Annotated in this window: 28 protein-coding genes; 11 read left to right on the forward strand and 17 right to left on the reverse strand. The window is 47.7% G+C overall.

Annotated features, from left to right (window positions below):
* Window positions 1-7 precede the first annotated feature (7 nt).
* The gene (locus A1sIIA65_RS06835) at window positions 8-1,834 is read left to right on the forward strand and encodes an acyl-CoA dehydrogenase (RefSeq protein WP_095676778.1); all 1,827 of its coding nucleotides are present in this window, start codon (window positions 8-10) and stop codon (window positions 1,832-1,834) included.
* 22 nt (window positions 1,835-1,856) lie between these two features.
* On the forward strand, window positions 1,857-2,777 hold the full coding sequence (locus A1sIIA65_RS06840) for an EamA family transporter (protein WP_095676779.1): 921 nt from the start codon (window positions 1,857-1,859) through the stop codon (window positions 2,775-2,777).
* A 4-nt stretch (window positions 2,778-2,781) separates the two neighbouring features.
* Here A1sIIA65_RS06840 and dnaB read toward each other — a convergent pair whose 3' ends face one another.
* On the reverse strand, window positions 2,782-4,242 hold the full coding sequence (gene dnaB / locus A1sIIA65_RS06845) for a replicative DNA helicase (protein ID WP_095676780.1): 1,461 nt from the start codon (window positions 4,240-4,242) through the stop codon (window positions 2,782-2,784).
* A gap of 388 nt (window positions 4,243-4,630) precedes the next feature.
* On the opposite strand from dnaB, the gene A1sIIA65_RS06850 reads away from it, so the two are divergent.
* Window positions 4,631-5,620, forward strand: coding sequence for a magnesium and cobalt transport protein CorA (locus tag A1sIIA65_RS06850; protein WP_223298526.1), 990 nt, complete (start codon window positions 4,631-4,633; stop codon window positions 5,618-5,620).
* A 72-nt stretch (window positions 5,621-5,692) separates the two neighbouring features.
* Here the strand turns inward: A1sIIA65_RS06850 and rplI are convergent, their stop codons facing one another.
* The 7 genes from rplI to A1sIIA65_RS06885 form a co-directional block, all read right to left on the reverse strand.
* Window positions 5,693-6,139 carry a 50S ribosomal protein L9 gene (gene rplI, locus A1sIIA65_RS06855; RefSeq protein ID WP_095676781.1) on the reverse strand — a complete coding sequence of 149 codons (447 nt, stop codon included), beginning with the start codon at window positions 6,137-6,139 and terminating at the stop codon, window positions 5,693-5,695.
* A 13-nt stretch (window positions 6,140-6,152) separates the two neighbouring features.
* Window positions 6,153-6,440 carry a 30S ribosomal protein S18 gene (gene rpsR / locus A1sIIA65_RS06860; RefSeq protein WP_017955648.1) on the reverse strand — a complete coding sequence of 96 codons (288 nt, stop codon included), beginning with the start codon at window positions 6,438-6,440 and terminating at the stop codon, window positions 6,153-6,155.
* A gap of 64 nt (window positions 6,441-6,504) precedes the next feature.
* Window positions 6,505-7,005, reverse strand: coding sequence for a single-stranded DNA-binding protein (locus A1sIIA65_RS06865; RefSeq protein WP_095676782.1), 501 nt, complete (start codon window positions 7,003-7,005; stop codon window positions 6,505-6,507).
* 120 nt (window positions 7,006-7,125) lie between these two features.
* Complete coding sequence (rpsF, locus tag A1sIIA65_RS06870; RefSeq protein ID WP_020046108.1) at window positions 7,126-7,410, reverse strand: 30S ribosomal protein S6; 285 nt, start codon at window positions 7,408-7,410, stop codon at window positions 7,126-7,128.
* 104 nt (window positions 7,411-7,514) lie between these two features.
* On the reverse strand, window positions 7,515-8,702 hold the full coding sequence (locus A1sIIA65_RS06875) for a glycosyltransferase family 87 protein (protein ID WP_095676783.1): 1,188 nt from the start codon (window positions 8,700-8,702) through the stop codon (window positions 7,515-7,517).
* Between the two features lie 6 nt (window positions 8,703-8,708).
* Entirely contained in the window at window positions 8,709-10,619 is a 1,911-nt protein-coding gene (locus tag A1sIIA65_RS06880) for a transglycosylase domain-containing protein (RefSeq protein ID WP_095676784.1), read from the reverse strand.
* Between the two features lie 26 nt (window positions 10,620-10,645).
* Window positions 10,646-11,062, reverse strand: a complete 417-nt coding sequence (locus tag A1sIIA65_RS06885) for a DUF5318 family protein (RefSeq protein WP_095676785.1) — start codon at window positions 11,060-11,062, stop codon at window positions 10,646-10,648.
* A gap of 43 nt (window positions 11,063-11,105) precedes the next feature.
* Between A1sIIA65_RS06885 and A1sIIA65_RS06890 the strand changes: the two genes are divergently transcribed.
* Window positions 11,106-12,383, forward strand: a complete 1,278-nt coding sequence (locus A1sIIA65_RS06890; RefSeq protein ID WP_190277118.1) for an MFS transporter — start codon at window positions 11,106-11,108, stop codon at window positions 12,381-12,383.
* On the opposite strand, the gene A1sIIA65_RS06895 is transcribed toward A1sIIA65_RS06890, so the two are convergent.
* Window positions 12,367-13,815 carry a CCA tRNA nucleotidyltransferase gene (locus A1sIIA65_RS06895; RefSeq protein WP_095676786.1) on the reverse strand — a complete coding sequence of 483 codons (1,449 nt, stop codon included), beginning with the start codon at window positions 13,813-13,815 and terminating at the stop codon, window positions 12,367-12,369. The genes A1sIIA65_RS06890 and A1sIIA65_RS06895 overlap by 17 nt on opposite strands.
* A 32-nt stretch (window positions 13,816-13,847) precedes the next feature.
* Between A1sIIA65_RS06895 and A1sIIA65_RS06900 the strand changes: the two genes are divergently transcribed.
* From A1sIIA65_RS06900 to A1sIIA65_RS06930, 7 genes are read left to right on the forward strand one after another with little or no spacing between them, the layout of a single operon-like run.
* Window positions 13,848-14,456: an NUDIX hydrolase gene (locus tag A1sIIA65_RS06900; protein ID WP_095676787.1), complete on the forward strand. Its 609-nt coding sequence runs from the start codon at window positions 13,848-13,850 to the stop codon at window positions 14,454-14,456.
* Window positions 14,453-15,547 carry a DUF6049 family protein gene (locus A1sIIA65_RS06905; protein WP_095676788.1) on the forward strand — a complete coding sequence of 365 codons (1,095 nt, stop codon included), beginning with the start codon at window positions 14,453-14,455 and terminating at the stop codon, window positions 15,545-15,547. Before A1sIIA65_RS06900 ends, A1sIIA65_RS06905 begins: the two co-directional genes overlap by 4 nt.
* Window positions 15,544-17,178, forward strand: a complete 1,635-nt coding sequence (gene murJ / locus A1sIIA65_RS06910; protein ID WP_095676789.1) for a murein biosynthesis integral membrane protein MurJ — start codon at window positions 15,544-15,546, stop codon at window positions 17,176-17,178. The genes A1sIIA65_RS06905 and murJ overlap by 4 nt, the downstream gene beginning before the upstream one ends.
* 27 nt (window positions 17,179-17,205) lie before the next feature.
* Window positions 17,206-18,135 (forward strand): thioredoxin-disulfide reductase, encoded by a 930-nt coding sequence (trxB, locus tag A1sIIA65_RS06915; protein ID WP_095676790.1) that lies wholly within the window; start codon window positions 17,206-17,208, stop codon window positions 18,133-18,135.
* A gap of 40 nt (window positions 18,136-18,175) precedes the next feature.
* Window positions 18,176-18,499: a thioredoxin gene (gene trxA, locus A1sIIA65_RS06920; protein ID WP_095676791.1), complete on the forward strand. Its 324-nt coding sequence runs from the start codon at window positions 18,176-18,178 to the stop codon at window positions 18,497-18,499.
* 43 nt (window positions 18,500-18,542) lie between these two features.
* The gene (locus tag A1sIIA65_RS06925) at window positions 18,543-19,544 is read left to right on the forward strand and encodes an N-acetylmuramoyl-L-alanine amidase (protein ID WP_095676792.1); all 1,002 of its coding nucleotides are present in this window, start codon (window positions 18,543-18,545) and stop codon (window positions 19,542-19,544) included.
* Window positions 19,545-19,586: 42 nt separating this feature from the next.
* Window positions 19,587-20,846 (forward strand): aminotransferase-like domain-containing protein, encoded by a 1,260-nt coding sequence (locus A1sIIA65_RS06930; protein WP_095676793.1) that lies wholly within the window; start codon window positions 19,587-19,589, stop codon window positions 20,844-20,846.
* Window positions 20,847-20,852: 6 nt separating this feature from the next.
* Here the strand turns inward: A1sIIA65_RS06930 and A1sIIA65_RS06935 are convergent, their stop codons facing one another.
* The 8 genes from A1sIIA65_RS06935 to rpmH are packed head-to-tail and all read right to left on the reverse strand — an operon-like array spanning window position 20,853 to window position 25,535.
* Complete coding sequence (locus tag A1sIIA65_RS06935; protein ID WP_095676794.1) at window positions 20,853-21,719, reverse strand: ParB/RepB/Spo0J family partition protein; 867 nt, start codon at window positions 21,717-21,719, stop codon at window positions 20,853-20,855.
* Window positions 21,719-22,621: a ParA family protein gene (locus A1sIIA65_RS06940; protein ID WP_095676795.1), complete on the reverse strand. Its 903-nt coding sequence runs from the start codon at window positions 22,619-22,621 to the stop codon at window positions 21,719-21,721. Before A1sIIA65_RS06940 ends, A1sIIA65_RS06935 begins: the two co-directional genes overlap by 1 nt.
* Window positions 22,622-22,636: 15 nt before the next feature.
* Window positions 22,637-23,227, reverse strand: a complete 591-nt coding sequence (gene rsmG / locus A1sIIA65_RS06945; protein WP_095676796.1) for a 16S rRNA (guanine(527)-N(7))-methyltransferase RsmG — start codon at window positions 23,225-23,227, stop codon at window positions 22,637-22,639.
* A gap of 7 nt (window positions 23,228-23,234) precedes the next feature.
* The gene (locus tag A1sIIA65_RS06950; RefSeq protein ID WP_190277119.1) at window positions 23,235-23,759 is read right to left on the reverse strand and encodes a Jag family protein; all 525 of its coding nucleotides are present in this window, start codon (window positions 23,757-23,759) and stop codon (window positions 23,235-23,237) included.
* A gap of 51 nt (window positions 23,760-23,810) precedes the next feature.
* Complete coding sequence (gene yidC, locus A1sIIA65_RS06955; RefSeq protein ID WP_095676797.1) at window positions 23,811-24,743, reverse strand: membrane protein insertase YidC; 933 nt, start codon at window positions 24,741-24,743, stop codon at window positions 23,811-23,813.
* The gene (gene yidD, locus A1sIIA65_RS06960) at window positions 24,743-25,015 is read right to left on the reverse strand and encodes a membrane protein insertion efficiency factor YidD (RefSeq protein WP_095676798.1); all 273 of its coding nucleotides are present in this window, start codon (window positions 25,013-25,015) and stop codon (window positions 24,743-24,745) included. The genes yidC and yidD overlap by 1 nt, the downstream gene beginning before the upstream one ends.
* Window positions 25,015-25,371, reverse strand: a complete 357-nt coding sequence (rnpA, locus tag A1sIIA65_RS06965) for a ribonuclease P protein component (protein ID WP_095676799.1) — start codon at window positions 25,369-25,371, stop codon at window positions 25,015-25,017. Before rnpA ends, yidD begins: the two co-directional genes overlap by 1 nt.
* Window positions 25,372-25,397: 26 nt before the next feature.
* Complete coding sequence (rpmH, locus tag A1sIIA65_RS06970; RefSeq protein ID WP_095675443.1) at window positions 25,398-25,535, reverse strand: 50S ribosomal protein L34; 138 nt, start codon at window positions 25,533-25,535, stop codon at window positions 25,398-25,400.
* Window positions 25,536-25,717 lie beyond the last annotated feature (182 nt).

Here is a 25,717-nt window from a genome sequence, read left to right on the forward strand (position 1 = left end):
TTGCCCCATGAGCCATTACACAGCCAACCTGCGCGATATCGAATTCTGCCTCTTTGACCTCTTGGGCCGTGAAAAAGTTCTGGGTACATCTATCTACTCAGATCTTGATCGCGACACAGCGATGGGCATGTTGGAGGAGATGAAGCGTTTATGTGAAAACGATCTTGCAGCATCTTTTGTTGAAGGCGATCGAGTCGGTGCAATCTTGAATAAAGCAACTGGAGATGTCAATCTTCCTGCAAGTTTTATCAAATCCTATAAAGCATATGTCGATGGTGAGTGGTGGCGCCTTGATGCACCCGTTGATTTAGGTGGAATGAAAATCCCACAATCGGTTCGTTGGGCAATTGCTGAAATGGTTCTTGGGTCCAATCCTGGAATTCATCTCTATGCATCTGGTTATGCATTCGCTCAAGTTGCTTATGTCTTAGGAACAGATGAGCAGAAGATTATGGCAAAGCACATGGTGGAACGCCATTGGGGTGCAACGATGCAGCTAACAGAACCAGATGCTGGTTCAGATGTCGGTGCAGGTCGCACCAAGGCTGTGCAGCAAGCAGATGGAACTTGGCACATCACTGGTAATAAGCGTTACATCACATCAGGTGATGCTGACTTCTATGAAAATGTCATGCACTTTGTTCTTGCGCGTCGCGAAGGTGGCGGACCTGGAACAAAGGGTCTCTCACTCTTTCTTATTCCAAAGTTTATGTTTGATCTTAAAACGGGAGATCTTGGAAAGCGCAACGGCGTCTATGTCACAGCGCTGGAAGATAAAATGGGCTTGAATGTCTCTGCAACGTGTGAAGTTTATCTTGGTGAGAATGAACCAGCTGTTGGTTACCTACTTGGCGATGTTCACCAAGGTATTGCGCAGATGTTTAAGATCATTGAGTTTGCACGCATGATGGTGGGAACAAAGGCAATCGCAACTCTCTCTGCCGGTTATCACCAAGCTCTCGCCTATGCCAAGACCCGTGTACAGGGCGGTGATATGAAGGTCATGAACGATAAGGCGAGCCCTCGTGTGACCATCATTAAGCACCCAGATGTGCGCCGTTCACTGATGGTGCAGAAGGCTTACTCGGAAGGTATGCGTGCACTCATTCTCTACACAGCATCGATTCAAGATGAGATTGAACTCGCTCGCGCTGCAGGAGATACCGAGAAGACTGAAACGATGGAAAAGTTGAATGATCTCCTACTTCCTGTTGTTAAAGGTTTTGGTTCTGAAAAGTCATGGACTCTTCTTGGCACAGAGTCGCTACAAACATTTGGTGGAGCCGGCTTCACACGTGACTGGCCACTAGAACAATATGTGCGCGATGCAAAGATTGATACTTTGTATGAAGGCACCACTGCAATTCAAGGTCTTGACTTCTTCTTCCGCAAGGTTGTAAAAGATGGTGGACGCTCACTTGGGCTACTTGGCAAAGAGATTCAAGCATTTGCTGAAAGCGGTGGCGTTCATGCAGATGAGAAGGCGGCGCTTTCTAAGGCGCTCGGTGATCTCAATGGAATCATTGGCGTTCTTGTAGGACACGCAATGGCATCTCAAGAAAAGGCTGATGAGATTTATAAGGTGGGCCTGAGCACATCACGTGCACTGATGTGCGTGGGTGATGTCATCATCTCGTGGCTCCTTCTTCGCCAAGCAGATATCGCAGCTGCAAAGCTTGCTGCAGGTGCTGGAAAAGATACTGATTTCTACACAGGCAAAGTTGCATCAGCAAAGTTCTTTGTAGCAACAGTTCTTCCTCACATCACAGCAGATCGCAAGATTGTTGAAGGAACTGACGCATCCATCATGGAGATTCCTGAGTCCGCTTTCTAAGTAATTAAGTTAGACTCCGCAGGTGCTCACCAAACATCGCGGCGAATTCCTGCTTGTTCTGGGAGCTTTCTTCTTCTCATTCTCAGGCATCATTGTCACTGTTGTCATGAAGCACCTTCCGGCACTTCGCTTAGCTGAGGTGCGCTCAGTCTCAGCCGTTGTCATCCTTGGAACCTACGTTCTTCTGACCCGTCCTGAAATTATTAAGGTGAAGAAGGCAGAGATTCCTCGCCTTGCTCTTTATGGCGTTGTGGGCTTTGCCTTTGTGAACTTTGGCTATCTCCTTGGCATACAGCGCGGAGTCCCACTGGGCCTAGTCCTGATTATCGAATTCACCGCATCTATCTGGATCGCACTCTGGATTAAATTGGTGCGCAAAGGATTTGTCTCAAATCAAATGTGGCTCGCAGTTGCACTCTCATTCACTGGCCTTGTTCTTGTTGCCAAAGTGTGGGAAGGCTTTAAATTCGATCTGATTGGAATTACAGCAGCAACTCTCTGTGCATTCTGTTTGGCTGCATACTTCCTCATGAGTGAGCGCATCGGAAAGAGTCGTGAACCGATTGCAACTCTGATTTTCGGTATGGGTTTTGCATCCGCCTTCTGGCTCATCGTTCTACCACCTTGGACATTTCCTTTTGAGGTATTTACCGTGCAGATGGATTTGGGTGGAATTGCAAAGGGCACGATGCTTCCAGGTTGGTTACTCATCGGCGCAGCTGCAATCTTTGGAACTGTCGTTCCCTACATGCTCGTTCTCTCAGGAATGAAATTACTCACCGCATCAACAAGTAGTGTTATTGGAATGTTGGAGCCAGTTATCGCTGGTGCATTTGCATGGATCTGGTTTGCACAGAGCTGGGATGGGATTCAACTGATGGGCGCTGCAACGGTACTTGTGGGAATCTACTTAGCTGATCGCGCTAAGACTGTTGCGAGTTAAGTAACTACTCGTTCCAACCGCCATCACCAGGTGAAGATGGTTGAATATCTGAAGCACCCGTTGACTGTGTGAAGTCGCGGCCTGCACCCACATTTGGTGCCATATCGAAGAAGCGTGCAAAGTGAAGTTGTGCTGAGACTGTAATAGTTCTTGTTGGTCCATTACGGTGCTTTGCAACGATGAAATCTGCTTCACCTGATCGGTTCTGTGAGTCATACATATCATCGCGGTGGAGCAAGATAACAACGTCAGCATCTTGTTCGATAGAACCAGATTCACGAAGGTCAGAGAGCATCGGCTTCTTATCAGAGCGTTGTTCCGGTGAACGATTGAGCTGAGAGATAGCAATTACAGGAACATTGAGTTCTTTTGCCATCAGCTTGAGGTGACGTGAGAATTCAGATACTTCTTGCTGACGGTTTTCAACGCGTTTACCTGATGACATCAGCTGCAGGTAGTCGATAACAATGAGTTTGAGATCATGGCGCTGCTTCAGGCGACGGGCCTTTGCGCGAATCTCCATCATCGAAAGATTTGGTGAATCATCGATAAAGAGCGGTGCATCAGAGATCTCACCCATACGACGAGCAAGCTTTGCCCACTCATCATCGCTGAGTTGTCCGGAGCGAATATTGTTAAGGCCAACACGCGCTTCAGCTGACAACATACGCATCGTGATTTCAGATTTCGACATTTCGAGTGAGAAGATCACAGCTGCTTGGTTCTCATGGATTGCAGCATGGCGCGCGATATCAAGACCGAGTGTTGACTTACCCACTGCAGGACGTGCCGCAAGAATAATCATGTTGCCTGGATGGAAACCATGTGTGAGCGCATCGAGATCACGGAAACCAGATTTCACACCTTCAATACCAATACCTTTAGAGATCGCTTCGATTTCATCAAGGGCTGCAGGTAGCAAAGTACTGAGCTGCACATAATCCTCTGATGAACGTCGCTCTGTTACTGCATAAACTTCCGCTTGCGCAGCATCTACTGCATCATCGACTTCACCGTTTTGGTCATACCCGAGTTGAACAATCTTTGTTCCAGCTTCAACAAGGCGGCGCATAATTGCATGTTCTAAAACAATCTTTGCGTAGTAACCAGCATTAGCTGCAGTTGGAACAGATGAGATAAGAGTATGTAGATATGGCGCACCACCTGCGCGTGCTATCTCACCGCGCTTTGTGAGCTCTGATGCAACAGTGACCGCATCTGCGGGTTCTCCACGACCATAGAGATCAAGAATTGCATCATAGATAAGTTCATGCGCTGGGCGATAGAAATCGCGTTCGCGTAATACTTCAACAACATCTGCAATTGCATCTTTTGATAACAACATTCCACCGAGAACAGATTGTTCTGCTTGTAGATCTTGTGGTGGTGTGCGCTCATACTCTGCACCGACTGTATTAAAGGTGGCAGCGCCTCGAGAGTTGTTAGGTAGTTCTGCAATACTCATGCGACATACCTTCCTCTAGACCACTGACATCACTCGTTATATGCGAGAAATTTGGGTTGAAGTCAGCGTGGCCCGGACAGCCTTCACACCTCTTAAGAAGGCGTGAATGCGGGCTCCAACGGGGCAAAGGTATGTCTGTGGCTCTCCTTAAGCGAGAAAGCTTCGATCGTGATGGGGATAAAGGTGTGCATAAGTAGGTGGATAAGCGTGTATTGCTGTGCATAAGGTGTTGATGAAATGTGGGTAAGTACGCGATTGGTGCTATCACTCAGTAAAGGTGCAGGTCATGCACTAGATAGAAGTGCACAGCCTTGTGGAGGAAAGTAAATATCAACTTCTCACATCGTGGGACTCAAGGGTGCTCAGATGTCGCTCCACGTTCACTTTAATGCGCAAGACTTCATCCATGATCGTTGATTACGCGCTCTATCAAAGTGGTCGCAGATTTACTGAGCCTTCCAATCTTCCTTCGCTGATTCAGAAAGCAAAGAGTGAAGGTGGATTTGTCTGGTTAGGTCTTGCCGAGCCAACACAGAGTGAATTTGAAAAGGTCGTAGCTGACTTCGCATTCCATCCTCTTGCTATTGAAGATGCGGTGATGGCTCATCAACGTCCAAAGTTTGAAGAGTATCCCGGTGTTCAAGCATTTGTATTAAAGACTGCATTCTATGAAGAGAAGGGGAGCCAGATTTCAACTGGTGAAATCTTCTGCTTTATCGGTGATCACTTCATCGTTGTCGTGCGCCACGGCAATGGGGCTCCACTTATCAATACGCGGCATGCGCTTGAATCAAACCCTGAGCAGTTAGCAAAGGGTCCTTATGCAGTACTCCACGCAATCCTCGACCACGTTATCGATTGCTACATTGATATCTCACTTGAGCTAGAGACAGATGTTGTGCAGGTCGAACACAAAGTCTTTGGTGATACACGTGAGAGCGCATCACAAGAGATTTATCTCTTGAAGCGCGAGGTCATCGAGTTCCGCCACGCTATCGATCCATTGCTCTCCCCGCTTCAACAGATTGCAAGTATCGGCGCTCGTAACGTACCTGCAGAGCTCACACCATTTTTCAGAGACACTCTTGATCACCTGTCGCGTGCCTCCGATGCGGCCTCTGGGCTCGATGCTCTGCTGACTTCAGCCCTTCAAGCAGAAATTGCTCAGGTTCAACTGCAACAGAATGAAGATATGCGCAAGATAACTTCCTATGTAGCTCTCGCATCAGTTCCAACAATGGTGGCTGGAATCTATGGAATGAACTTCGATGTGATGCCTGAACTACGCTGGAAATTCGGCTATCCGCTGGTGGTGGGCTCACTTGTTCTTATCTCAATCCTGCTCTATCGCAAATTTAAGAAATCAGGATGGCTCTAAAAGTTTGAGTGAAATAAGAAAGACCCGCCGCATATAGCGACGGGCCTTTCAATTGAGAACTAATTAGATCAATTAAGCAGAGACGACAGTGAGTGAGACTGTTGCAACGATGTTGTGTGCAAGAGAGACCTTTACTGTGTGAGTTCCTGTCTTTTTGATATGTCCTGATGTCTTGAGGTTATGGCGATCGATATCAACGCTTGTAGCTGACTTAATTGCAGCTGCAATGTCCTTATCTGTCACAGAACCGAAGAGGCGACCAGCTGTGCCGGTCTTAACCTTGACGGTCACTGTTGCCTTTTCAAGAGTTGTCTTGATCTCTTTAGCGTGATCGAGATCGCGGACTTCGCGTGCAGCACGTGCACGACGGATTCCTTCGATCTGCTTCTCGCCACCTAGTGACCAAACAATTGCAACGCCACGTGGCAACAAGAAGTTGCGTGCGTAGCCATCTTTAACTGTTACGACATCGCCTGCATTACCAACCTTATTAACTTCACGAGTAAGAATGAGTTTCATAATTCTGGCCCCCTTATCGTGCTGAAGATGTGTAAGGCAGAAGAGCTACTTCACGGCTGTTTTTAACAGCTGTTGCTACTGCGCGCTGATGTTGTGTGCATGCACCTGTTACTCGGCGAGCGCGGATCTTGCCGCGATCTGAGATGTACTTACGAAGGGTCGCAATATCTTTGTAATCGATATAGGTGACCTTGTCGCGACAGAAGCTGCATGGCTTCTTCTTGAACTTCTTATTAAGGGCAGCAGCCTTCGCGCCCTTGTTCTTTGGCTCTCGTAGAGCCCGGTTATTTCTTGCTCCCATTGTGGTGCTCCTTTTCGGGTGCCCCTCTATCTCTAGAGGGAATGGATTGTCGGTTGGTTATTATTTAAAAGGGTGGTTCGTCGGTTGTAGATGTTCCCCATCCACCACCGGCTGGTGACGTTGTTGCTGCAGCCCAAGGATCATCGTTAAATGACTCTGTAGCAGCAGGTGCGACAGCTCCACCGGTTCCGCCTGCGCGCTGGGTACGTGTGACCTTAGCTGTCGCATTGCGAAGTGATGGACCTACTTCATCTACCTCTACCTCAAAGACTGTTCGCTTTTCGCCTTCTTTTGTTTCGTACGAACGCTGCTTAAGTCGTCCAGAGAGAATGACGCGCATTCCCTTTGTCAGTGACTCTGCAACATTCTCTGCAGCTTGACGCCAGATCTGGCATTGAAGGAAGAGGCTCTCGCCATCTTTCCATTCATTTGTAGCCTTATCTAAATAACGAGGTGTTGAGGCAACACGAAATTTCGCTACCGCTGCACCGCTTGGGGTGAAACGTAGCTCTGGATCGTCAACTAGGTTGCCGATCATTGTGATTGTTGTATCTCCTGCTGCCATTTTATTTCCTCATTTCTAGTTTTCTTCTCTGGGTGGTCTCTACTGGTGGAGTCCGTACGGATAAATTACTCGTCCATTCCGACAGCGCCGACGAAAATCGCCGACCCTGTTGATGAATGTTTATTCTGGACGCATAACCTTTGTGCGCAAGACAGATTCGTTCAGGTTGAGCTGACGATCTAACTCTTTGATTGCCGCTGGCTCGCAGTGCATATCGACTACTGCGTAGATGCCTTCTGGCTTCTTATTGATTTCAAATGACATACGGCGCTTGCCCCAAACATCGAGCTTGTCGACGCGGCCTCCGCTGTCTTTGATGATCTTGAGATATGTCTCAAGTGATGGTGTGACTGTACGTTCTTCGAGTTCTGGATCGAGAATGACCATTAATTCATAGTGACGCATGCGTTAACCCGACCTCCTTTGGACTAAGACGGCCACGGCATTTCCGTGACAGGAGGGTTAATACTCCTCATAAACAATCCCAGGTGGGCTCGCTTACGAGGAGGTTAAGGGTAACTCTCGCCTGTAGATAAGAGAAATTGGCTAGGAAATACGCGTGAGCTTTGATGGCGGGCGGCCAGGCGGACCAACAAGATAAGTGAGGCTCCGATGCGCACCAGCGCAATGGCTGAATAGGCCACAACTGGCAGTCCAAACTGCGCACCCGTTACTTGAGCAAGATGCTGCCAAATCGCCAGGTGATAGATCACTTCCGCACCCTGCCAAAACCAGAAGACGGTGAGGTCGCGCCTATCAATGAGTGCAATGACTGCAAGTGGTGTTAGCCATAAAACATATTGCGGTGAATACACCTTACTCACCGCCATCACAATAATCATCACAAAGATTGCAGTGTGAGCAAGAGTGGGTGGTGTTCGCAGTTGCAACAAGAAGATTGTCAGAGCAGAAAGCCCGATCATGAGAAGAAGAATCGATAAATAATTTTGATGTGTGAGATTAAGTCCCAGGTTAGAGAGTGCATACCAGAGCGATCCCCAATCAGAACCGCGGTTGAGGTTAAGGTCATAGAAGCGCCACCAACCAACAGGTGTTGTCAGTGCAACCGGTAAGTTGATGAGAGCAAATGTTGCAACTGCTATCGCTGCATACTTGAGAAACTTGGAAATCTTCTCTTGTCTGAAGAAGATGATTGCAATGGGGACCAGTAAGAAGATTGGTAAGAACTTTGTTGAGATTGCAATACCGAGTGCAACGGCGCTCGCAACTTCCGCTTTTCTATCAAACCAATAGATGGCAAGCATCATCATTGCAATCGCCCACAAATCCCAATTGATATAGAGGGAGGCGACAGCTGCAGGCGCAAGTGGGAGCAAGTATCCAAACTCAGGTTTCATTCTGAAGGTAATAAATGAAATGAAAATAAAGAGAAGCGCTAGCAATAACGCACTTGTATAGAAGTAGTTATTGATTCCATTGGGAATTACCTTTGCAGTAATCCACATAATGGCGCCTTGGATGACGGGATACTCAACTGAGTCTGCGCCGCTGCTATATGCCCACACTCCTTTATCCAGGCCTCGCTCGCCATAGAGAGCAGGAATATCTGAATAGCATGCGTGCACATATTGATCAGGTGATTGCCAGCCAGTTTGCGCGCAATGGTTGAACTTTGCAAAACTTAAGAGGGATGCAAGCAGAGCAAGAAGTAGAACTACGCGAGTAGAAACGCGCATTGGTTACTACTTCTTCTTCATTGTTTGGCGACCACCGCTAGTCATCACGACTGGGTCTAGGCCACCGATATTTGATGGTGCTGGAAAGCTCATAACCGGCTCATCTTTGAGAGCGCCCTTCATAAATGCTGTCCAAATCCTTGCTGGGAAGGTTCCACCTGTGACAGATGTCAGGCCACCGATACCGTTAAGGGATTCAGATGCGCTATCGCGAAAGAGTGCAACCGATGCTGCAAGTTGCGGCGTGTAAGCGCTAAACCAAGCCGATGCATTCGATTGTGATGTTCCAGTCTTGCCAGCTGCAGGGCGACCAAGTGCAAGAGCTGCGCCACCCGTTCCGCCGTTGACTACGCTTTTGAGTGCATAGGTCAGATCTGCCATCACATCTTTACTAAATACTTCTTGAGTTACAGGCTTTCCTTCATACAAGATGCCTTTATTAGGTCCTGTGACAGATGTGACCATATAAGGCTTTGAGTACACGCCTTGCGCTGCAAATGTTGCATAAGAGTTGGCAACATCGATCACGTGAGGACTTGCAACACCGAGTGTGACAGATGGTGTTGCAATCATTGCTACAGATTCTGGAATACCTGCTCGTCGTGCGGCATCAACAACTTTATCCAAGCCAGCTTTCATGCCAAGTGGCACAAAGACAGTATTAATGGAGTGTTGCATCGCTGACAGTAGATCTATTTGACCCCAACCTTCATCACCGTAATTTGAGACAAGATATGGCTTACCTAAATCATCAAATGTTTGTGGTGAATCACCGTTCCATATTGATGTCAGTGGAATGCCAGCTTCAAGAGCTGCGATCATCGCAAAAGGTTTAAAGGTAGAGCCGGCTAGCGCAATGGATTGAGTGGCATCATTTAATTGGCGCACTACATAATCTTTTCCACCATACATAGCAATGACTTCACCAGTACCTGGGCGAATAGCAACAAGTGCTGTGTGTAAATTAGATGGCGCAGGGGTAGGTGTGAACTTATTTACCGCATCCACTGCAGATTGCTGTGCTCGCTGATCCAGAGTTGTCTTGATGACATAGCCGCCAACAAGAAGTTGGTCTTGTGTAAATCCAAGTTTGCTCAGCTCTTTCTGAACAGCATCAATGATGTATCCCTTAGGACCGCTCAGTTGCCCAGATGTGGTGCGTGGTGCAATTGGTGGAAGCTTTGCAGCTTTTGCCTCTGCCTCAGTAATCCACTTCTTGTCAAGCATTCCTTGGATGACATATGCAAAACGCCCCTCTAGCCTCTTTGCATTCTCCTTCGATAAAACGGGATCGTAATAACCAGGTGAGCGCAAAATACTTGCGATGACCGCGCTCTGGGAAATAGAGAGTTGGTTTGCATTGCGGTTGAAGTACTGCTGCGCAGCTGTCTGCACGCCGTATGAACCGCGACCAAAGTAAATAGTATTTAAGTAATTTTCAAGAATCTGATCTTTTGTTAACGCATTCTCAAGTTTGAGTGAGATAACAAGTTCTTTGATCTTTCGTTGGATTGTGCGGCTCGGTGTTAAGAATGCAGTCTTTGCATACTGCTGGGTGATGGTGGAACCACCTTCACCGTTGAGTGAACCTGATTTCAAGTTATTGATAAGTGCACGTGCAATACCTGTTGCACTAAATGCGCGGTTGGAATAGAAGTTGCGATCCTCCGCTGCCATCACTGCATTGCGAAGTCGAAGTGGAATCTTTGAAAGCGGCAAGATTTGTCGGTTCTGAGTTCCGATGCGACCGATTTCAGATCCGTTGGAATATTGAATGATGGTGGATTGGCTATTGACGTATGCATTGGGATCAGGGATGGAGACGGTGAACCACGCAAAGGCAAAGAGAGTTGCTCCGGCGACAAAGCCAAAGCCAGCAAGGAATACTCCGGCGCGGATTAACTTTGTCTTGATCATGTGGCTAGATTACTGGGGAAATACAGCTACTTCAGCGAAGCAAAGTCTTCGTCTTCAAGTGTTCGAGTTTTGCGAGGCGCTTTACGCTCGCGACCATCTCCCAGTAAGTAGGTTGCGCAGAGATGATTCCACGAACAATCGCGGCAGACTTCAACCACATACACAGAGAACTCACCGAATTCGGATTCCATCTCCAGTAATTCATCACCATTCTTAATGCGACCTGAGTACTGACCGAGTTGATCGCCAAATGTGTAGCGAAGTTCAACGAGAGAATCTTTCTTGCAGACCGGGCACTTTCTGCCCGCCTTCTCACCATGGTGCTTGGCAGCACGCATCAAGTAGGGATCTGCATCGCATGCATCGACAACACCACGAAAGAGTGCAAGCAGGGTCGCACGCTTATCAAGTGAATAATCGATGAACCCACGCTTTGTTTTCATAGCAGGAGAAGAATAATCCAAATTCTTTAACTACGCTTGCTTCATGACCTTTTGGCAACTTCTAAGAGATGTCAAACTCTTTCGCCTGCTGAGAGTGCGGTGGACAGGTCAACTCACCGATGGAATCTTTCAAAGCGCACTTGCATCCTTCGTTCTCTTCTCACCAGAGCGACAAGCAAGTGCAGTAAATGCTGCAGTTGCATTTGCTGTTGTCTTACTTCCTTACTCCATTGTTGGTCCATTTGTTGGCACGATTCTTGATCGGTTCTCAAGACAGCGCGCAATCTTCTTTGCCAACATCACTCGTGCTGCAACGCTTGTAATAATTGCCTTGCTTATGTTTAACGATTACACAGGTGTTGAAATAACAGTCTTTGTGCTTGTGGCATTCGGTGTGAATAGATTAATTCTTGCAGGACTCTCCGCAGGTATTCCTTTAGTAACAACTCCGCATTCCCTTATCTCTGCCAACGCGATTGCTGTCACGGGTGGATCTGTCTGGGTTGTGCTCGGTGGTGGAATTGGTCTTGGCGTTCGCCAATTACTTGATGCAAGTGCATCTGCTGATCATGCTGACGCCATCATTATTCTTCTTGGCGCCTGCGGTTTTCTCGCTGCAGCACTTCTTGCAGGGCTTTTAAAGAAAGATGAAATTGGTCCACTTCCTCATGAGAAAGTTCGAGGAAGCTTTACTCAAGGATTACGTGAGATGCGCGATGGATTTAAATTCCTTGAGGAACACGCAGATGCTGCGCGCGGCATTGCTGCAACTGCTATTCACCGCGGTGGTCTCACAGCTTTCACTTTGACTGCGCTATTACTCGAGCGCAATACATTTAATGATCCTGCAGATAGTGAGGCAGGCCTTACTGGCTTAAGCCTCACGCTCTCCATCGCTGCAGTGGGCTTTGTTATCGGTGCGATTGCTGCACCTTACGGTGTGAGAAGAGTGGGACGCCATCGTTGGATGCGCTTATCTATTGGAGCCGCAAGTGTCAGCGCGCTCTTTCTCGTTTTTGATCGCACTCCAGTCTTACTCGCACTCACCGCCTTCTTCACCGCGCTCTGCGGACAGAGTGTGAAAGTTACTAATGATGCACTTGTGCAATCAAAGATTGCAGATGTCTTCCGTGGTCGCGTCTTTGCTGTCTATGACGTATTAGTCAATGGTGCGATTGTTACCGGTGCACTGATTGCTGCGTGGGTACTGCCGATTAGTGGTGACACATGGGTATTACCACTCATGATTTCTGTGGCATGGGCCTTTGTTGCCCTCGTTGTGTTACGCCCAAAGAAGTTCTTCCTTAAGGGTGTCGCCTAGCTTTCCACCATTGCAGTAGCTCTTGCGTTGCACGTTCTTCACCGAGCGGTCCGTGTTCCATGCGAAGTTCCATAAGGAAATCAAGTGCTTTACCAACATCGGCAGATGGCTTGATGCCAAGAAGTGACATTACTTGCGCGCCATCGAGATCTGGGCGAATCTTTGAGAGTTCTTCTTCCTCTGAAAGTTTTGCAATGCGCGCCTCTAATCCGTCATAAGTGCGTGCAAGACGATCTGCCTTCTTTGCATTGCGGGTTGTGCAATCGGCGCGGGTGAGAACATGAAGATGTGTGAGTAAATCACCAGCATCGCGCACATATCTGCGCACAGCAGAGTCGGTCCATTCACCATCTCCGTAACCATGGAAGCGAAGGTGAAGTGCGACAAGGGTTTCAACGGCATCGATAGTCTCATTATCAAAGCGCAGCGCCTTCATGCGGTTCTTAGATAGGCGCGCACCAACGACTTCGTGATGATGGAAGGAAACCCCACCACCAACAATTAAATTACGAGTCTTTGGTTTTCCAATGTCATGTAAAAGTGCGGCAAGACGAATAACAAGGTTGGGTCCACCTAAACGGTCTTCTTGCGCGATCGCTTGCTCAAGGACAGTAATGGAGTGCTCATAGACATCTTTATGGTGATGATGTTCATCAATTTCAAGACGTAGCTTTGGAATTTCAGGCAGGACAAGTTCAGCAATTCCTGTGTCCACCAAAATAGTAATACCAACACGAGGATGAGCTGACATTAGTAACTTTGTGAACTCTTCACGGACGCGCTCTGCTGAGATGATAGAGATGCGAGATGCCATAGAGCTCATCGCCGTAAGAACATCATCATGGATGTCAAAGTTAAGTTGACTTGCAAAACGAGCAGCACGCATCATGCGAAGTGGATCATCGGTAAATGATTGTGTTGCACTTGCTGGTGTGCGCAAGATTCCTTTACCTAAATCACCAAGTCCATCGAATGGATCGATAAATTCTGGTTTTGCACCAGTAAGTTCAAGTGCCATGGAGTTAACGGTGAAGTCACGGCGTGAGAGATCACCTTCGATGGTGTCGCCGAATTCAACATCAGGGTTACGAGATTCTTCTTCATACTTTTCTGTGCGATATGTTGTTACTTCAACAGTTGTGTCACCACGTTTACCCGCAACAGTTCCAAAGAGAATTCCTGTATCCCAGGTGTTATCTGCCCAGGAGTTAAGAATCTTCTTTGTCTGATGCGGATGCGCATCAGTTGTGAAATCTAAATCATTTCCGAGGCGACCAAGAATTGCATCGCGCACTGGTCCGCCAACGAGAGCAAGGCGAAATCCCTCTCTCTTAAATTCTGCAGCGAGTGAGCTGGCAAGGGGAGCGCGTTCGATCAGGGAGCGAATAGCTAATTCGCCCGCTGCTCCTAAATTAACCTTCTCAGCGCTCACAATAGGTAAGGGTAGTCGCGTACGATTACTCCATGACCCCGGCACCTGGTGCGGGCAGCGAAGGTACGAAAAAGAAACGCAGGCGTAAACGCCCAGCTAATCGCTCTCCGCAATCTCAAGATTTAGCGAGCTCTACCAACCCTGGTTCACAGACCCCAAAACCCGCACCGAAAAGTTCCAAGGCTAAGGCGCCCTATGCAAAGCGGGTTGATGAAGTCAGCGCAGGCGGACTCGTCGTCGACACAACGGGAAAACTCGGATTACTGATCGGCCGTCGCGATCAAAAGGATGTATCGGGCAAAAGAATTCTCTGGTCACTACCTAAGGGCCATATCGAAGAAGGTGAATCACCAGAGCAAGCAGCACTTCGCGAAGTGCAAGAAGAGACCGGCATTGAATCTGTTATTGAAAAATCCCTTGGTGTTATCGATTTCTGGTTTATGGCAGGCGGTAAGAGAATTCATAAAACTGTTCATCACTATCTCTTTCGTGAGAGTGGAGGTCTTCTTGCACCGCAAGAGACTGAAGTCGATGAGGTTGCATGGTTTCCGCTTGCAGAAATTGTTGAGCGTCTTGCCTATCCCGATGAGAAGAAGCTGATTGCACGTACCAATGCATCACAAGAGTTGAGTGCAATATGAGAAAACTTCTGATTTCACTCTTTGCGCTTTCATTCTTAGCAATGCCGAGTGCCCAGGCAGAGACACCTGTTATCCGCATCGTGGATAAGGCACATACAAATTTTGATGGGACTTTTCGTAATAATGAGTTAGCTGTCACTCTCTTACCTAATGGCAAGCTTGGCAAATTAATCTATGGGCAAACATCAACTAGGCGCACATTTGTCATTGATGCCGCACTCATCGATGAAATCCAAAATATGGCTGATGGTTATTCATTTTCTGGCAAGGAAGATCCGGCAGGTGCACAAACTGCTCGTACGTGGCTCTCTCGTTTAAGAAGCGTTATTGCATATAACGATGTCGTTGCACTTCCTTATGGAAACCCTGATGAAAAATTAGCGAAATCACTTGCACCCAGTGAATTGAAGTTCTATTCACTCTATGCACAGACCCAGTTGCAAGAGGCGCTAAAGCGCCCCGTGAGCGCTCAAAATGGTTGGGGTGCAGGCGCTGCGCGCGTTGGAAATGAAATCATTTATAACTACACACAGAGCAGGCGCATGCTGACTGGTCTTTCAACCATTATTGAATCAGATGAGATTTTCCAAGCACGCGCTCGTCTAGCAATTGTCTTAAACCCACTTTTGACTCGCGATGATCGCGCATACTTTAGTTATAACCTCACAACAGCTGTTGAGAAGTTATCTAATCGCCTGAAAGTGATTCCTGGTCGCTACCAAATCACATCACAGACTGCGAAGCTTCCTATTACTTTGGTCAATAACTTTGATACCGCATCTGTTGTGAGCGTCTCGCTCATTCCGATGAATTCACGTATGCAGGTTGAGAACATCAATAACATCACAATTGCTGCTAAATCTCGCCAACAGATTCTTGTACCGGTCGATGTAATTGCACCAGGCTCCACTCTTGTTCTTGCCCAGTTAATGAATTCAAAGGGACAGCTTGTTGGCCAAGTCTCTAAGTTAAATCTGACTGCAACGATTATTGATTCGCGTGTTGCGTGGTTTACAACAGGTGCAGCAGTTCTACTCTTCTTAGGTGCTGTAACACAATCTGTGCGCCGTGTGAGGAGGTCTCGTAAATGAAAAACAATGAGCTCTTCCGCGCATCAGGCATTATGGCTATCGGCACCATTCTCTCTCGCATCACTGGTTTTATTCGCGCGCTCCTTGCAGTAGCAGTACTGGGAACAGCGCTTCTTGCCGATACCTACAACGTGGCAAATACGATGCCCAACATTTTATATAACTTACTTGTCGGTGGTGCACTCACTGCAATCTTCGTTCCGCAACTCGTACGCTCATTTTCAGATGAAGATGGTGGCCATGCATTTGCATCACGCTTAGTGACAACAATTTCAGGAATCCTTCTTGCACTTGTTGTTATCGGTGTGATCTTCGCACCCGCTCTCGTGCGCCTCTATGCACCAGAGTTTTCAACGCCAGGCTTTGAAACCGAGCAACACATAGCTGTTGCCTTTACTCGTTACTGCCTGCCTCAGATCTTCTTCCTTGGCCTCTTTACGATGCTGGGCCAAGTGGCCAATGCACGAGGCTCCTTTGCACCTCTGATGTGGGCACCGATTGCTAACAATCTTGTTGTCATCGTGGTCTTTGGAGCAATCCTTGTTGTGCAAAATGCAATCACCATTGATTCCATTACAGATTTCCAAGTGCAGTTACTGGGTTGGGGAACAACCCTCGGCGTTGTTATTCAAGCCCTGATCTTGATTCCTGTTGTGAAGAGATCTGGAATTCACCTGCGCCCGATGCTGGGAGTAAAAGGCCTCGGTAAATCATTTGGTTTAGCTGGGTGGACTCTTGTCTATGTACTTGTTTCACAGCTTGGTTACTTAGTTACTGTCAACGTTGCAACCAGTGCTGCTGTGCGCAGTGCACAAGCAGGAATTTCAACAGGCGTTGGTTTTACTCCTTACACAAGCGCCTACTACATCATGCTCTTGCCATATTCAATTGTGACAATTTCAATTGTGACTGCGCTGCTGCCACATCTATCAAAACTAGCAATTGCAAAAAATGTTGAAGAGGTGCGCAAGCAGCTGATTCGCGCAATTCGCATGGTTGGAGTTGTTACTGTGCCGAGTGCGGTTGCGCTGCTTCTCTTTGGCCCACTCATGACAGAAGTTCTCTATATGGGAATTAGTCTTGAGGATTCTCGCTACATTGGTTTTGTTTTATCCGCGCTCAGCCTTGGCCTTGTTGCATTTTCTATCAACCTCATTCTTATCCGTGGTTTTAACGCCTTTGAAGATACAAAGACGCAAGTGACATCTATCGTCATTATCAATGTGATCTCTGTGGCTCTTTCTTATGTATTCCTTGCAACCCTCGATAGCAATTGGGTAACAGTTGGCTTAGGTATTGCATTCTCTGCCAGCTATATCGTCGGTCTCTTTATTACGATCTCACTTTTAAAGAAGCATGTGGGTAAGTTGCAGGTCAGTGAGTTTGCATCACAACATGGTCGCCTTTTGGTGGCAGCGCTCATGGGAATGCTTCCCTTCTTTGCACTTACTCAGTACTACGGCTGGGCATATGAAGAGACAACACTGACTATTCGTGCACTTCGACTCATCCTCGTGCTCGGTGGAAGTGGTGTGGCTTACTTGCTTTGCGCAAAGCTTTTCAAGGTGAGTGAAATCTCAGGGCTGCGAGCCTTCGCCACCTCTGTTCTGCAACGACGTCGCAAGAACTAGTACGCCCATGGGAGGTATTGTCCGCATATGAGCACTGAAGTACGCGAACTCGTCATTGTTGGATCAGGTCCTGCCGGTTATACCGCTGCTATCTATGCAGCACGTGCGCAGTTAAACCCTGTTATGTATGAAGGCTCGGTTACTGCAGGTGGCGCGCTCATGAACACTACAGAAGTTGAAAACTTCCCAGGATTTATCGACGGCATCATGGGTCCAGATCTGATGGATAACATGCGCAAGCAATCAAAGCGCTTTGGAACAGAACTAATCACCGATGATGTTGTTGAGATGGATCTGACCGGAGATATCAAAATCATTAAAGATGGTTCAGGAAATACTGTGAAGGCTAAGGCTGTCATCCTCGCAATGGGATCTGCTTATCGCGAGATCGGTTTAGAGAATGAGAAGCGTCTATCTGGTCGTGGTGTCTCATGGTGTGCCACATGTGATGGTTTCTTCTTCCGCGATCAAACAATCGCTGTTGTGGGTGGCGGAGACTCTGCAGTTGAAGAGGCAACATTCTTAACAAAGTTTGCAAGCAAAGTTGTTCTTATCCACCGCCGCGATTCACTTCGCGCATCAAAGATTATGCAAGAGCGTGCATTTGCCAATCCAAAGATTGAAATGTTGTGGGATACAGAAGTCACAGATGTTTTAGGTGAGCAGAAGGTAGAAGCTTTGCAGCTTCACAATCTCAAGACTGGTGAAGTCTCCAAGCGTGATTTCACAGGACTCTTTGTTGCTATCGGGCATATTCCACGCTCTGAACTTGTTACATCTTCTGTAACCCTTAATAGCGAGGGTTATGTGCAGGTGGAGGGGCGTTCAACGAAAACAAATCTTGCAGGAGTTTTTGCTTGTGGCGACTTGGTCGATTACACCTACCGCCAAGCAATTACTGCAGCAGGTTCTGGCTGCCAGGCGGCGCTAGACGCAGAAAAATTCTTATCCCACTAGTAACCTTCACACATAGACGAGAAGATAAATAGGAGTAATGATGAGCGCACCAACTAAGGTCACAGCAGCTGATTTCGATCAGGTTGTTCTCAAGAGCAGCATCCCAGTTTTGGTTGATTTCTGGGCTGAATGGTGTGGTCCATGCCGCGCAATCGCTCCCATCCTCGATGACATTGCAGCAGAGCACGGCGCAAAGCTTAAGATCGTCAAGCTCAATACTGATGAAGAGTCAGCAATCGCTATTAAGTATGGAGTGACATCTATTCCAATGCTCAATGTTTATGTCAACGGTGAAGTTGTCAAGACAATCATCGGTGCAAAGCCAAAGCCAGCTCTTCTTAAAGAGCTCGAAGGCTTTATTTAATATCTTCTTAAGATATTGATAATAAGTTTGTAGGAGATCAATTATGAAAGAGATGTCTCCCGATGAGATTCGCGCTTTCCAACAAGAACGTGGCCTGCATGTAACAGGTGAACTCAATGAGCAGACAGTGCGCGCACTTGATGAATCGCGCTGGAAGCTCGGTGATCGCTCTCTCTATCTACAGGCATCTCCCTTCATGCGCGGTGATGATGTTGCAGCTCTGCAATCTCGATTAACTGAGATGGGATTTAACTGCGGTCGCGTCGATGCAATCTTTGGTGTGATGACAGAGGCTGCAGTAAAAGAGTTCCAACAATCAGTGGGTGTGAAAGTCGATGGCAAGTGTGGTCCCGCCACGATCATCGCACTTCTTCGCCTCACAAAAATTGTCTCAGGTGGAGCACCTGCTGCCCTTCGTGAAAGTGCTGCGCAAAAAAATCGTGGACCAGCACTTGCCAATAAAGTAATTGTCATCGATCCAGCAACCGAAGAACATGAAAAGGAAGTTGTTTACGACATCGCACAGCGCCTTGAAGGTCGCCTACTTGCACTCGGTGCAAGCGTCTTCTTAACACGCGGTGTCAATAACAATCCAAGTGAAGCAGAGCGCATTACCTTCACCAATCAAAATGGCGCAGATTTATTAATCTCACTACATGTTGATCACCACAAGAATTCTGCAGCGCGTGGTGTTGCAACCTTCTTCTATGGCCATGACCAGCATGGCATTCATTCGATTGTGGGAGAGAGATTTGCATCTTTAGTGCAGCGCGAAATTTGTGCGCGTACTGATTTTCTTAACTGTCGCACCCATGCAAAGACCTGGGATTCACTACGCCTAACAAAGGCACCTGCGGTGCGCGTAGATCTTGGATATGCATCCAATGATGGCGATGCCAATCGCCTTGCCCGCCCTGATTTTCGCGATACCGTTGCTGAAAGTTTTGTTATTGCTATTCAGCGCCTGTATTTAGCTGCCGAAGATGATGCAAAGACGGGAACTTTGCGAATTTCTGACCTTCGTAGCGCAGGCATCCGCCGATAATCGGCGCGCAGGCATCTAAAGGTTTGTGGGAGACTAATCCTTATGTCCGAGCTTTCCGTTCGCTATCAAACTGGTGCCCCACAACATCTCGAGACGAGATTTGCTGCGCGAGCTGCCGGAATGTTGCCGTCTGAAATTCGCTCACTCTTTGCTGTTGCATCGCGTCCTGAAATTGTTTCACTTGCAGGTGGAATGCCAAATCTTTCAGCACTTCCTATGGAGATGATGGCTGGCGTTGTCAATGAACTTATTCTCACCAATGGCGCTGAAGCACTTCAATATGGAAGTGGACAAGGCCATCCCAAGCTTCGTGAACAGATCTGCGATGTCATGGCACTTGAAGGAATTCGCGCCAATGCTGATGACATTGTTGTGACAACTGGTTCACAGCAAGCGCTCGATCTCATCTCTCGTATCTTTATCGATCCAGGCGATGTTGTTCTCGTTGAAGCGCCTTCTTATGTGGGAGCACTTGGAACATTCCGCCAATATGAAGCATCTGTCGTTCACGTTGAGATGGATCAAGATGGAATGATCCCTGAATCACTGCGTGCTGCAATCAAGAGCGTTCGCGCAGCAGGTCGCAAGATTAAGTTCCTCTATTTGATTCCTAACTACCAAAATCCAACAGGTGTCTGCCTTCCGGCAGATCGCCGCACAGAGATCCTGGCTATCTGCCGCGAAGCTGAGATATTTGTTGTTGAAGATAACCCTTATGGCCTACTTGGCTTTGATAAGCCATCACCGAATGCGATGCGCGCTGAAGATTCAGAGAATGTCATCTATTTAGGTTCATTTTCAAAGACGATCGCATCAGGTCTTCGTGTGGGCTGGGCTCTTGTTCCACAATCACTCAAAGATAAGTTAGTGATTGCTTCAGAATCATCAATTCTTTGTCCTTCAAACTTCACACAGCTGACAATCTCTAGTTATTTAGCAGATCAGCCATGGCGTGATCAGATTGCTAGCTTCTGTGAGCTCTATAAGGTGCGCCGCGATGCGATGCTGGAATCTCTTGAACAACATTTCCCTGCCGAGGCAACATGGACAAAGCCTGGCGGTGGTTTCTATGTGTGGGTCAATCTTCCTGCTGAAATCGATACAAAAGCTTTGATGCCAAAGGCGATTGTTGCAAAGGTTGCCTATGTTCCAGGAAATGCTTTCTATGCAGATGGACTTGGCTCATGGTCGATGCGACTTTCTTACTGCCACCCAACTCCTGAACGAATCCGCGAAGGTGTGAAAGCTCTCGGTGGAGTGATTAAGCAAGAGATGCAGCGCCGCGGCACTGCAATCAAGTAATACTTCTTACTTTCCTTCGATTAAATCAACGATGCGCTGCAAGTCTTCGCTGCCAGCAAATTCAATAACAATCTTTCCTTTTCCTTTGCCGCTCTCAACGCTGACGCGTGTATCAAGGTAATCACTTAACAATTCAGCAGCCGCAAGCCCTGCACCAGAGACACCTTTGGTTGCAGATTTCTTTGTTGTTTTTGTACTTGGCTTCATCGTTGCAATGATCTCTTCGACTGCGCGCACAGATAAACCTTCAGCAACGATGCGAGATGCGAGCTTTTCAATATCGGCTGAATCTGTAAGACCCAGGAGTGCGCGTGCATGTCCTGCAGAGATTACTCCTGCTGCAACCTTGCGCTGCACAGCATCTGGCAGATTAAGAAGACGGATGGTGTTGGAGATCAGCGGGCGTGAGCGACCGAGCTTGAGTGCGAGTTCATCATGTGTACAACCGAAGTCAGTAAGAAGTTGTGCATATGCAGCACCTTCTTCCAATGGATTGAGGTTGCTGCGGTGAATATTTTCGATGAGAGCATCGCGAAGTAATTCATTATCGGGAGTTTGGCGGATGATGACAGGAATTGAGGTTAGCCCTGCAGCTTTTGCTGCGCGATAGCGACGCTCTCCCATAATGAGTTCATATTTATTATCTGCCACTTTGCGAACAACAGGTGGTTGCAAGATACCGATTGATTTAATCGATGAGATGAGTTCGTTTAGCGCAGTCTCATCAAAGACTGTGCGAGGCTGGCGCGGGTTAGGAAAGATTTGATTGATAGGAATTTCATTCTGTTGTGCAACTTCTGTGCCTGCAACAGTTAAGGATGTTGGGATAAGTGAATCAAGATTTGTTCCAAGACCACCGCGCTTAATAGCCATTATGCGATTCCACCTTTGTAATTGATGCTGACAACATTGCCATCGAATACGACTTCATCTTTAGCTTTACCGCGCTCTGCAATCTCTCGCGCAACTTGCATATAGGCGATAGCTCCAGGTGAGAGTGGATCGTATGTCATCACTGTCTGGTTATAAGAAGGTGCCTCTGAGACGCGCACAGCGCGAGGAATAGGAATATCAATAAGTTCATTGGGAAAGTGAGAACGAACATTTGCTGCAACATCATTAGATAGTCGCGTGCGTGAATCAAACATCGTTAAGACAATCGTTGAAAGGCTAAGGTTGGGATTTAATCGCTTCTTCACAACGCCATAAGTTTCAAGAAGTTGTGACAAGCCTTCAAGTGCGTAGTACTCGGTTTGAATAGGGATTAACAACTCTTTCGATGCAGCAAATGCATTGATGGTAAGTAAGCCAAGGGAAGGTGGACAATCGATAAAGATGTAATCGTAATTAACGCTAATACTTTCAATCGCTTCTTTAAGTTGTAGTTCGCGTGCAACCATTGAAACTAAATTAATTTCAGCATTGGCGAGAGATGTATTTGATGAAACACAATCAAGAACAGGAAAGCCAGCAACCTTCTGAACAACATCGGCCATCTGCGCATTGCCCATTAAAACTTCATAGACACCTGCGCTCTCGCGATGTTCAACACCGAGGGCAGTTGATGCATTTCCTTGTGGGTCTAAATCAATCACCAGGACTCGAAGGCCACCCATTGCTAGGGCTGCTGCCACATTGACGGTGGTGGTGGTCTTACCCACCCCGCCCTTCTGATTGGCCACAGTGAAGATGCGGGTGGAGGCGGGCTTTGCCATGGGATCTTTCAGGCGCCGGACACCTACGACCTTTGTTTCACGTGAATCATCGCCAGGCATGCACGAATCTAATCACTAAAGGGGTGCGCTTCCTTTACGTAGCTCAACGATGCGCCCGAGTCCGATTCCTTCAAGGGTAATTTCATGCAATTTGGCATTTTTCATATCAGCCATTTCAGCTGCTGCGCCCTCCCCCTTCATGGCAAGGAGCGCTCCATTGGTCTTGACCATATGCCAGCTCATCTTCTTCAACTTCTCAAGGGGTGCCACCGCTCTGGCGGTGACGAAATCAGCCGTCTTTTTCACATCCTGGGCCCTGCCGCGGATTACTTCGATAGAGGTGCCGGCCGTTGCCTCTTTGAGGAATTCCACTCTGCGCTCAAGGGGTTCAATCAGGGTTACCTGTAGATCTGGGCGGGCCAGGGCGATAACGATGCCAGGCAAGCCTGCCCCTGATCCGATATCAAAGAGGGAGGCTCCTTGTGGGAGGAGGGTGGTGATATGAAGGCAGTTGAAGATATGGCGCTCCCAGATGCGCTCGCCTTCGCGGGGCCCAATGAGGCCACGCTCAATTCCGGCTGAGACCAAGAATTGGGCAAAGGCTGCAATCTCAGCTTCTCGCTCTGGGAAGTAGCGGCCGACTAGCCCCTCTACTGATTGTTCCACGTGAAACTTAAGCCGGGTAGATAACTACGAAGCGGTTTGGGTCTTCCCCATCGGATTCTGAGGTTAAGCCCAGAGTCTGTATTGTGTCGTGGATGATCTTGCGCTCAAAGGCATTCATTGGATCTAACTTGATTGAGCTACCTGTGGTCTTAGCCTGCTCAGCCATCTTTTCGGCCAAAGCGGTCAGCTCCTTGCGGCGGCCTGCGCGGAATCCATCGATATCGAGCATAAGGCGGCTGCGATCTCCTGTGGAGGTCTGAACGGCAAGGCGTGTGAGCTCTTGGATTGAATCAAGGACTTCACCTTCGGCGCCAACGAGGTGCTTAAGCTTGCCACCGACGATTGCTAGGGATGCGCGGCCATTTTCAACATCGATATCGATATCTCCATCGAGATCTGCGATGTCGAGTAAGCCCTCTAGGTAGTCGGCTGCGATATCGCCCTCTTCCTCAAGCTTTGCCACGCTCTTTGGAGCCTTGGCAGTTGCCTCAACACTCTCTTCTACTTCTACAACTTCAGTTACATCTGACATTGTCTGCCCCTTTTATCTTTATAAAGCGTTATTAATACTATTTGTCTGAATTTACTTCTTCTTCTTTTTCTTCTTCTTTGGTTGTTCTCGTTGTCCCTGAACTTCTGGCTCTGTCGCCTCGTTCTGGTCAATTCCATCTATGCCCTTGCCATCGAGTTTGTCTTTCTGGGCGCGCTTTCTCTGGAGCTCTTCATAGGCAGGAGATCCCGGCGTTGGGTTTCTTTTAATCACGTAGTACTGCTGTCCCCATGTCCAAAGGTTTGTTGTCGACCAGTAGATCAAAACACCCACAGGGAAGTTCACACCTGAGATTGCAAAGATCACTGGGAATAAATACAACATGATTTTCTGCTGTTGAAGCATCATGTTATTTGATGCATCCATCTTTGGCATTCCTTTAACCATCAACTGACGTTGAGTTGTAAAGGTTGTTGCCGACATAAAGATAATAAGTAGAACGGTGACGATCTTTACTGTGGTGTCAGTTGAGCCAAGGAAGCTCTGTGAAATCTTTGCACCGAAGAAGGCAGCCTGTGCTGCGCTATCTAAGTATTCACCCTTAAGGAATCCGCGGGCAATCGGTGCTGAAACGCCTTCTGGTGTCTTTGCTGCGATGCCATTAAGAACTGTAAAGAGTGCGAAGAAGATAGGTGCTTGGGCAAGGATGGGAAAACATGACGCGAGTGGGTTTGTCTTATGCTCTTTATAGAGCTTCATCATCTCTTCTGATTGCTTCTGACGATCATCTTTATACTTCTTTTGAATCTCTTTCATATGTGGCTGCAGTGCTGTGAGAGCGCGCTGGCTCTTGATCTGCTTCACAAAGAGTGGAATTAAAATAATACGGATGAGAACAACGAGTCCCATGATGGAGAGAGTCCATGTCACACCAGAGTCTGCACCGAATATTGGTTCCAGGAGTCTATGGATAAAGACAATAACGCCAGAGACGATGTTATAGAGAGGGTTAAGAATAAAGCCCATTAGTTAGCGCCCACCACTTCTTTTTCGTTATCGTGTATAAAGTTCTTTACATCAGCACAATCAAGGTGGGCATCGACATAATCGACTCCGCCTTGTGACCATGGGTTGCAGCGCACAATGCGCCATGTCGCCATAGCTAAACCTTTAACTCCATAACGTCCAATTGCTGTGATCGCATAATGTGAACATGATGGATAGTACTTACACCGTGGTGCGACATTTGTAGTTGCCACCTGATATGCGCGCACGAGAGCGGTAAGAATCTTTCTCATTACTTCACCGCTATCTTGTGAGAGCGAGAGATTAACTTTGTAATCAGCTCTGAGATTTCGGTTTCAAGGTTGCTATCGCCATCTTGTCCGAGTGCGCGGATGACTAGAAGAGATCCTGTTGGAAGAGATGGGATCAGTGGTGTGATTGCGTGGCGAACTTTGCGCGCAACGCGATGGCGCTTAACTGATCCACCCACTGCTTTACTAATGATGAGTCCGCATTTGGCAGATGCATCATTTGTGACAGGTGAGATGTAGAGATATCCAACGAAGTGTTGTGTGGTAACTCGGATACCGCTCTTAGTTGCGCGAGCGAAATCTGAGCTTTGAGTTAAACGTGCATCGACTGGGAGCACGAGAAGTTCCTGTGCGCTCTTTAACTTTACGCTGAGAGCTTTATACGGCCCTTAGCGCGGCGAGCAGAGAGAACTGCACGTCCTGCACGAGTTGCCATGCGTGCGCGGAAGCCATGCTTCTTGGCGCGGCGACGCGTATTTGGCTGGAAGGTGCGCTTTGTCATGAGAACTCCAAAATCTGTGAGGCGCTAATTACGCCTATCGGGTCATAAGTACGGGGGAAGCAAGGAGGTAACGGTAATGGTGTGGATAAGGGCGGGTCAAACTCGCGATCAGCTCCCTTGAAACCCTCAACTTGTGGATAACCACTTGCTATTTAGCCAAATCGGGTCTACTTTGCGGGTTC

Origin of the sequence: Candidatus Planktophila dulcis (genome assembly GCF_002288225.1) — a bacterium.
GTDB lineage: Bacteria > Actinomycetota > Actinomycetes > Nanopelagicales > Nanopelagicaceae > Planktophila > Planktophila dulcis.

Excerpts from the sequence above, each read along its gene's own strand:
- A1sIIA65_RS06835 (WP_095676778.1), top strand. The coding sequence starts at position 8 with ATGAGCCATTACACAGCCAACCTGCGCGATATCGAATTCTGCCTCTTT.
- dnaB (WP_095676780.1), bottom strand. The coding sequence starts at position 4,242 with ATGAGTATTGCAGAACTACCTAACAACTCTCGAGGCGCTGCCACCTTT.
- A1sIIA65_RS06850 (WP_223298526.1), top strand. The coding sequence starts at position 4,631 with ATGCGCAAGACTTCATCCATGATCGTTGATTACGCGCTCTATCAAAGT.
- rplI (WP_095676781.1), bottom strand. The coding sequence starts at position 6,139 with ATGAAACTCATTCTTACTCGTGAAGTTAATAAGGTTGGTAATGCAGGC.
- rpsR (WP_017955648.1), bottom strand. The coding sequence starts at position 6,440 with ATGGGAGCAAGAAATAACCGGGCTCTACGAGAGCCAAAGAACAAGGGC.
- A1sIIA65_RS06865 (WP_095676782.1), bottom strand. The coding sequence starts at position 7,005 with ATGGCAGCAGGAGATACAACAATCACAATGATCGGCAACCTAGTTGAC.
- rpsF (WP_020046108.1), bottom strand. The coding sequence starts at position 7,410 with ATGCGTCACTATGAATTAATGGTCATTCTCGATCCAGAACTCGAAGAA.
- A1sIIA65_RS06875 (WP_095676783.1), bottom strand. The coding sequence starts at position 8,702 with ATGCGCGTTTCTACTCGCGTAGTTCTACTTCTTGCTCTGCTTGCATCC.
- A1sIIA65_RS06880 (WP_095676784.1), bottom strand. The coding sequence starts at position 10,619 with ATGATCAAGACAAAGTTAATCCGCGCCGGAGTATTCCTTGCTGGCTTT.
- A1sIIA65_RS06885 (WP_095676785.1), bottom strand. The coding sequence starts at position 11,062 with ATGAAAACAAAGCGTGGGTTCATCGATTATTCACTTGATAAGCGTGCG.
- A1sIIA65_RS06890 (WP_190277118.1), top strand. The coding sequence starts at position 11,106 with ATGACCTTTTGGCAACTTCTAAGAGATGTCAAACTCTTTCGCCTGCTG.
- A1sIIA65_RS06900 (WP_095676787.1), top strand. The coding sequence starts at position 13,848 with ATGACCCCGGCACCTGGTGCGGGCAGCGAAGGTACGAAAAAGAAACGC.
- A1sIIA65_RS06905 (WP_095676788.1), top strand. The coding sequence starts at position 14,453 with ATGAGAAAACTTCTGATTTCACTCTTTGCGCTTTCATTCTTAGCAATG.
- murJ (WP_095676789.1), top strand. The coding sequence starts at position 15,544 with ATGAAAAACAATGAGCTCTTCCGCGCATCAGGCATTATGGCTATCGGC.
- trxB (WP_095676790.1), top strand. The coding sequence starts at position 17,206 with ATGAGCACTGAAGTACGCGAACTCGTCATTGTTGGATCAGGTCCTGCC.
- trxA (WP_095676791.1), top strand. The coding sequence starts at position 18,176 with ATGAGCGCACCAACTAAGGTCACAGCAGCTGATTTCGATCAGGTTGTT.
- A1sIIA65_RS06925 (WP_095676792.1), top strand. The coding sequence starts at position 18,543 with ATGAAAGAGATGTCTCCCGATGAGATTCGCGCTTTCCAACAAGAACGT.
- A1sIIA65_RS06930 (WP_095676793.1), top strand. The coding sequence starts at position 19,587 with ATGTCCGAGCTTTCCGTTCGCTATCAAACTGGTGCCCCACAACATCTC.
- A1sIIA65_RS06935 (WP_095676794.1), bottom strand. The coding sequence starts at position 21,719 with ATGGCTATTAAGCGCGGTGGTCTTGGAACAAATCTTGATTCACTTATC.
- A1sIIA65_RS06940 (WP_095676795.1), bottom strand. The coding sequence starts at position 22,621 with ATGCCTGGCGATGATTCACGTGAAACAAAGGTCGTAGGTGTCCGGCGC.
- A1sIIA65_RS06950 (WP_190277119.1), bottom strand. The coding sequence starts at position 23,759 with ATGTCAGATGTAACTGAAGTTGTAGAAGTAGAAGAGAGTGTTGAGGCA.
- yidC (WP_095676797.1), bottom strand. The coding sequence starts at position 24,743 with ATGGGCTTTATTCTTAACCCTCTCTATAACATCGTCTCTGGCGTTATT.
- yidD (WP_095676798.1), bottom strand. The coding sequence starts at position 25,015 with ATGAGAAAGATTCTTACCGCTCTCGTGCGCGCATATCAGGTGGCAACT.
- rpmH (WP_095675443.1), bottom strand. The coding sequence starts at position 25,535 with ATGACAAAGCGCACCTTCCAGCCAAATACGCGTCGCCGCGCCAAGAAG.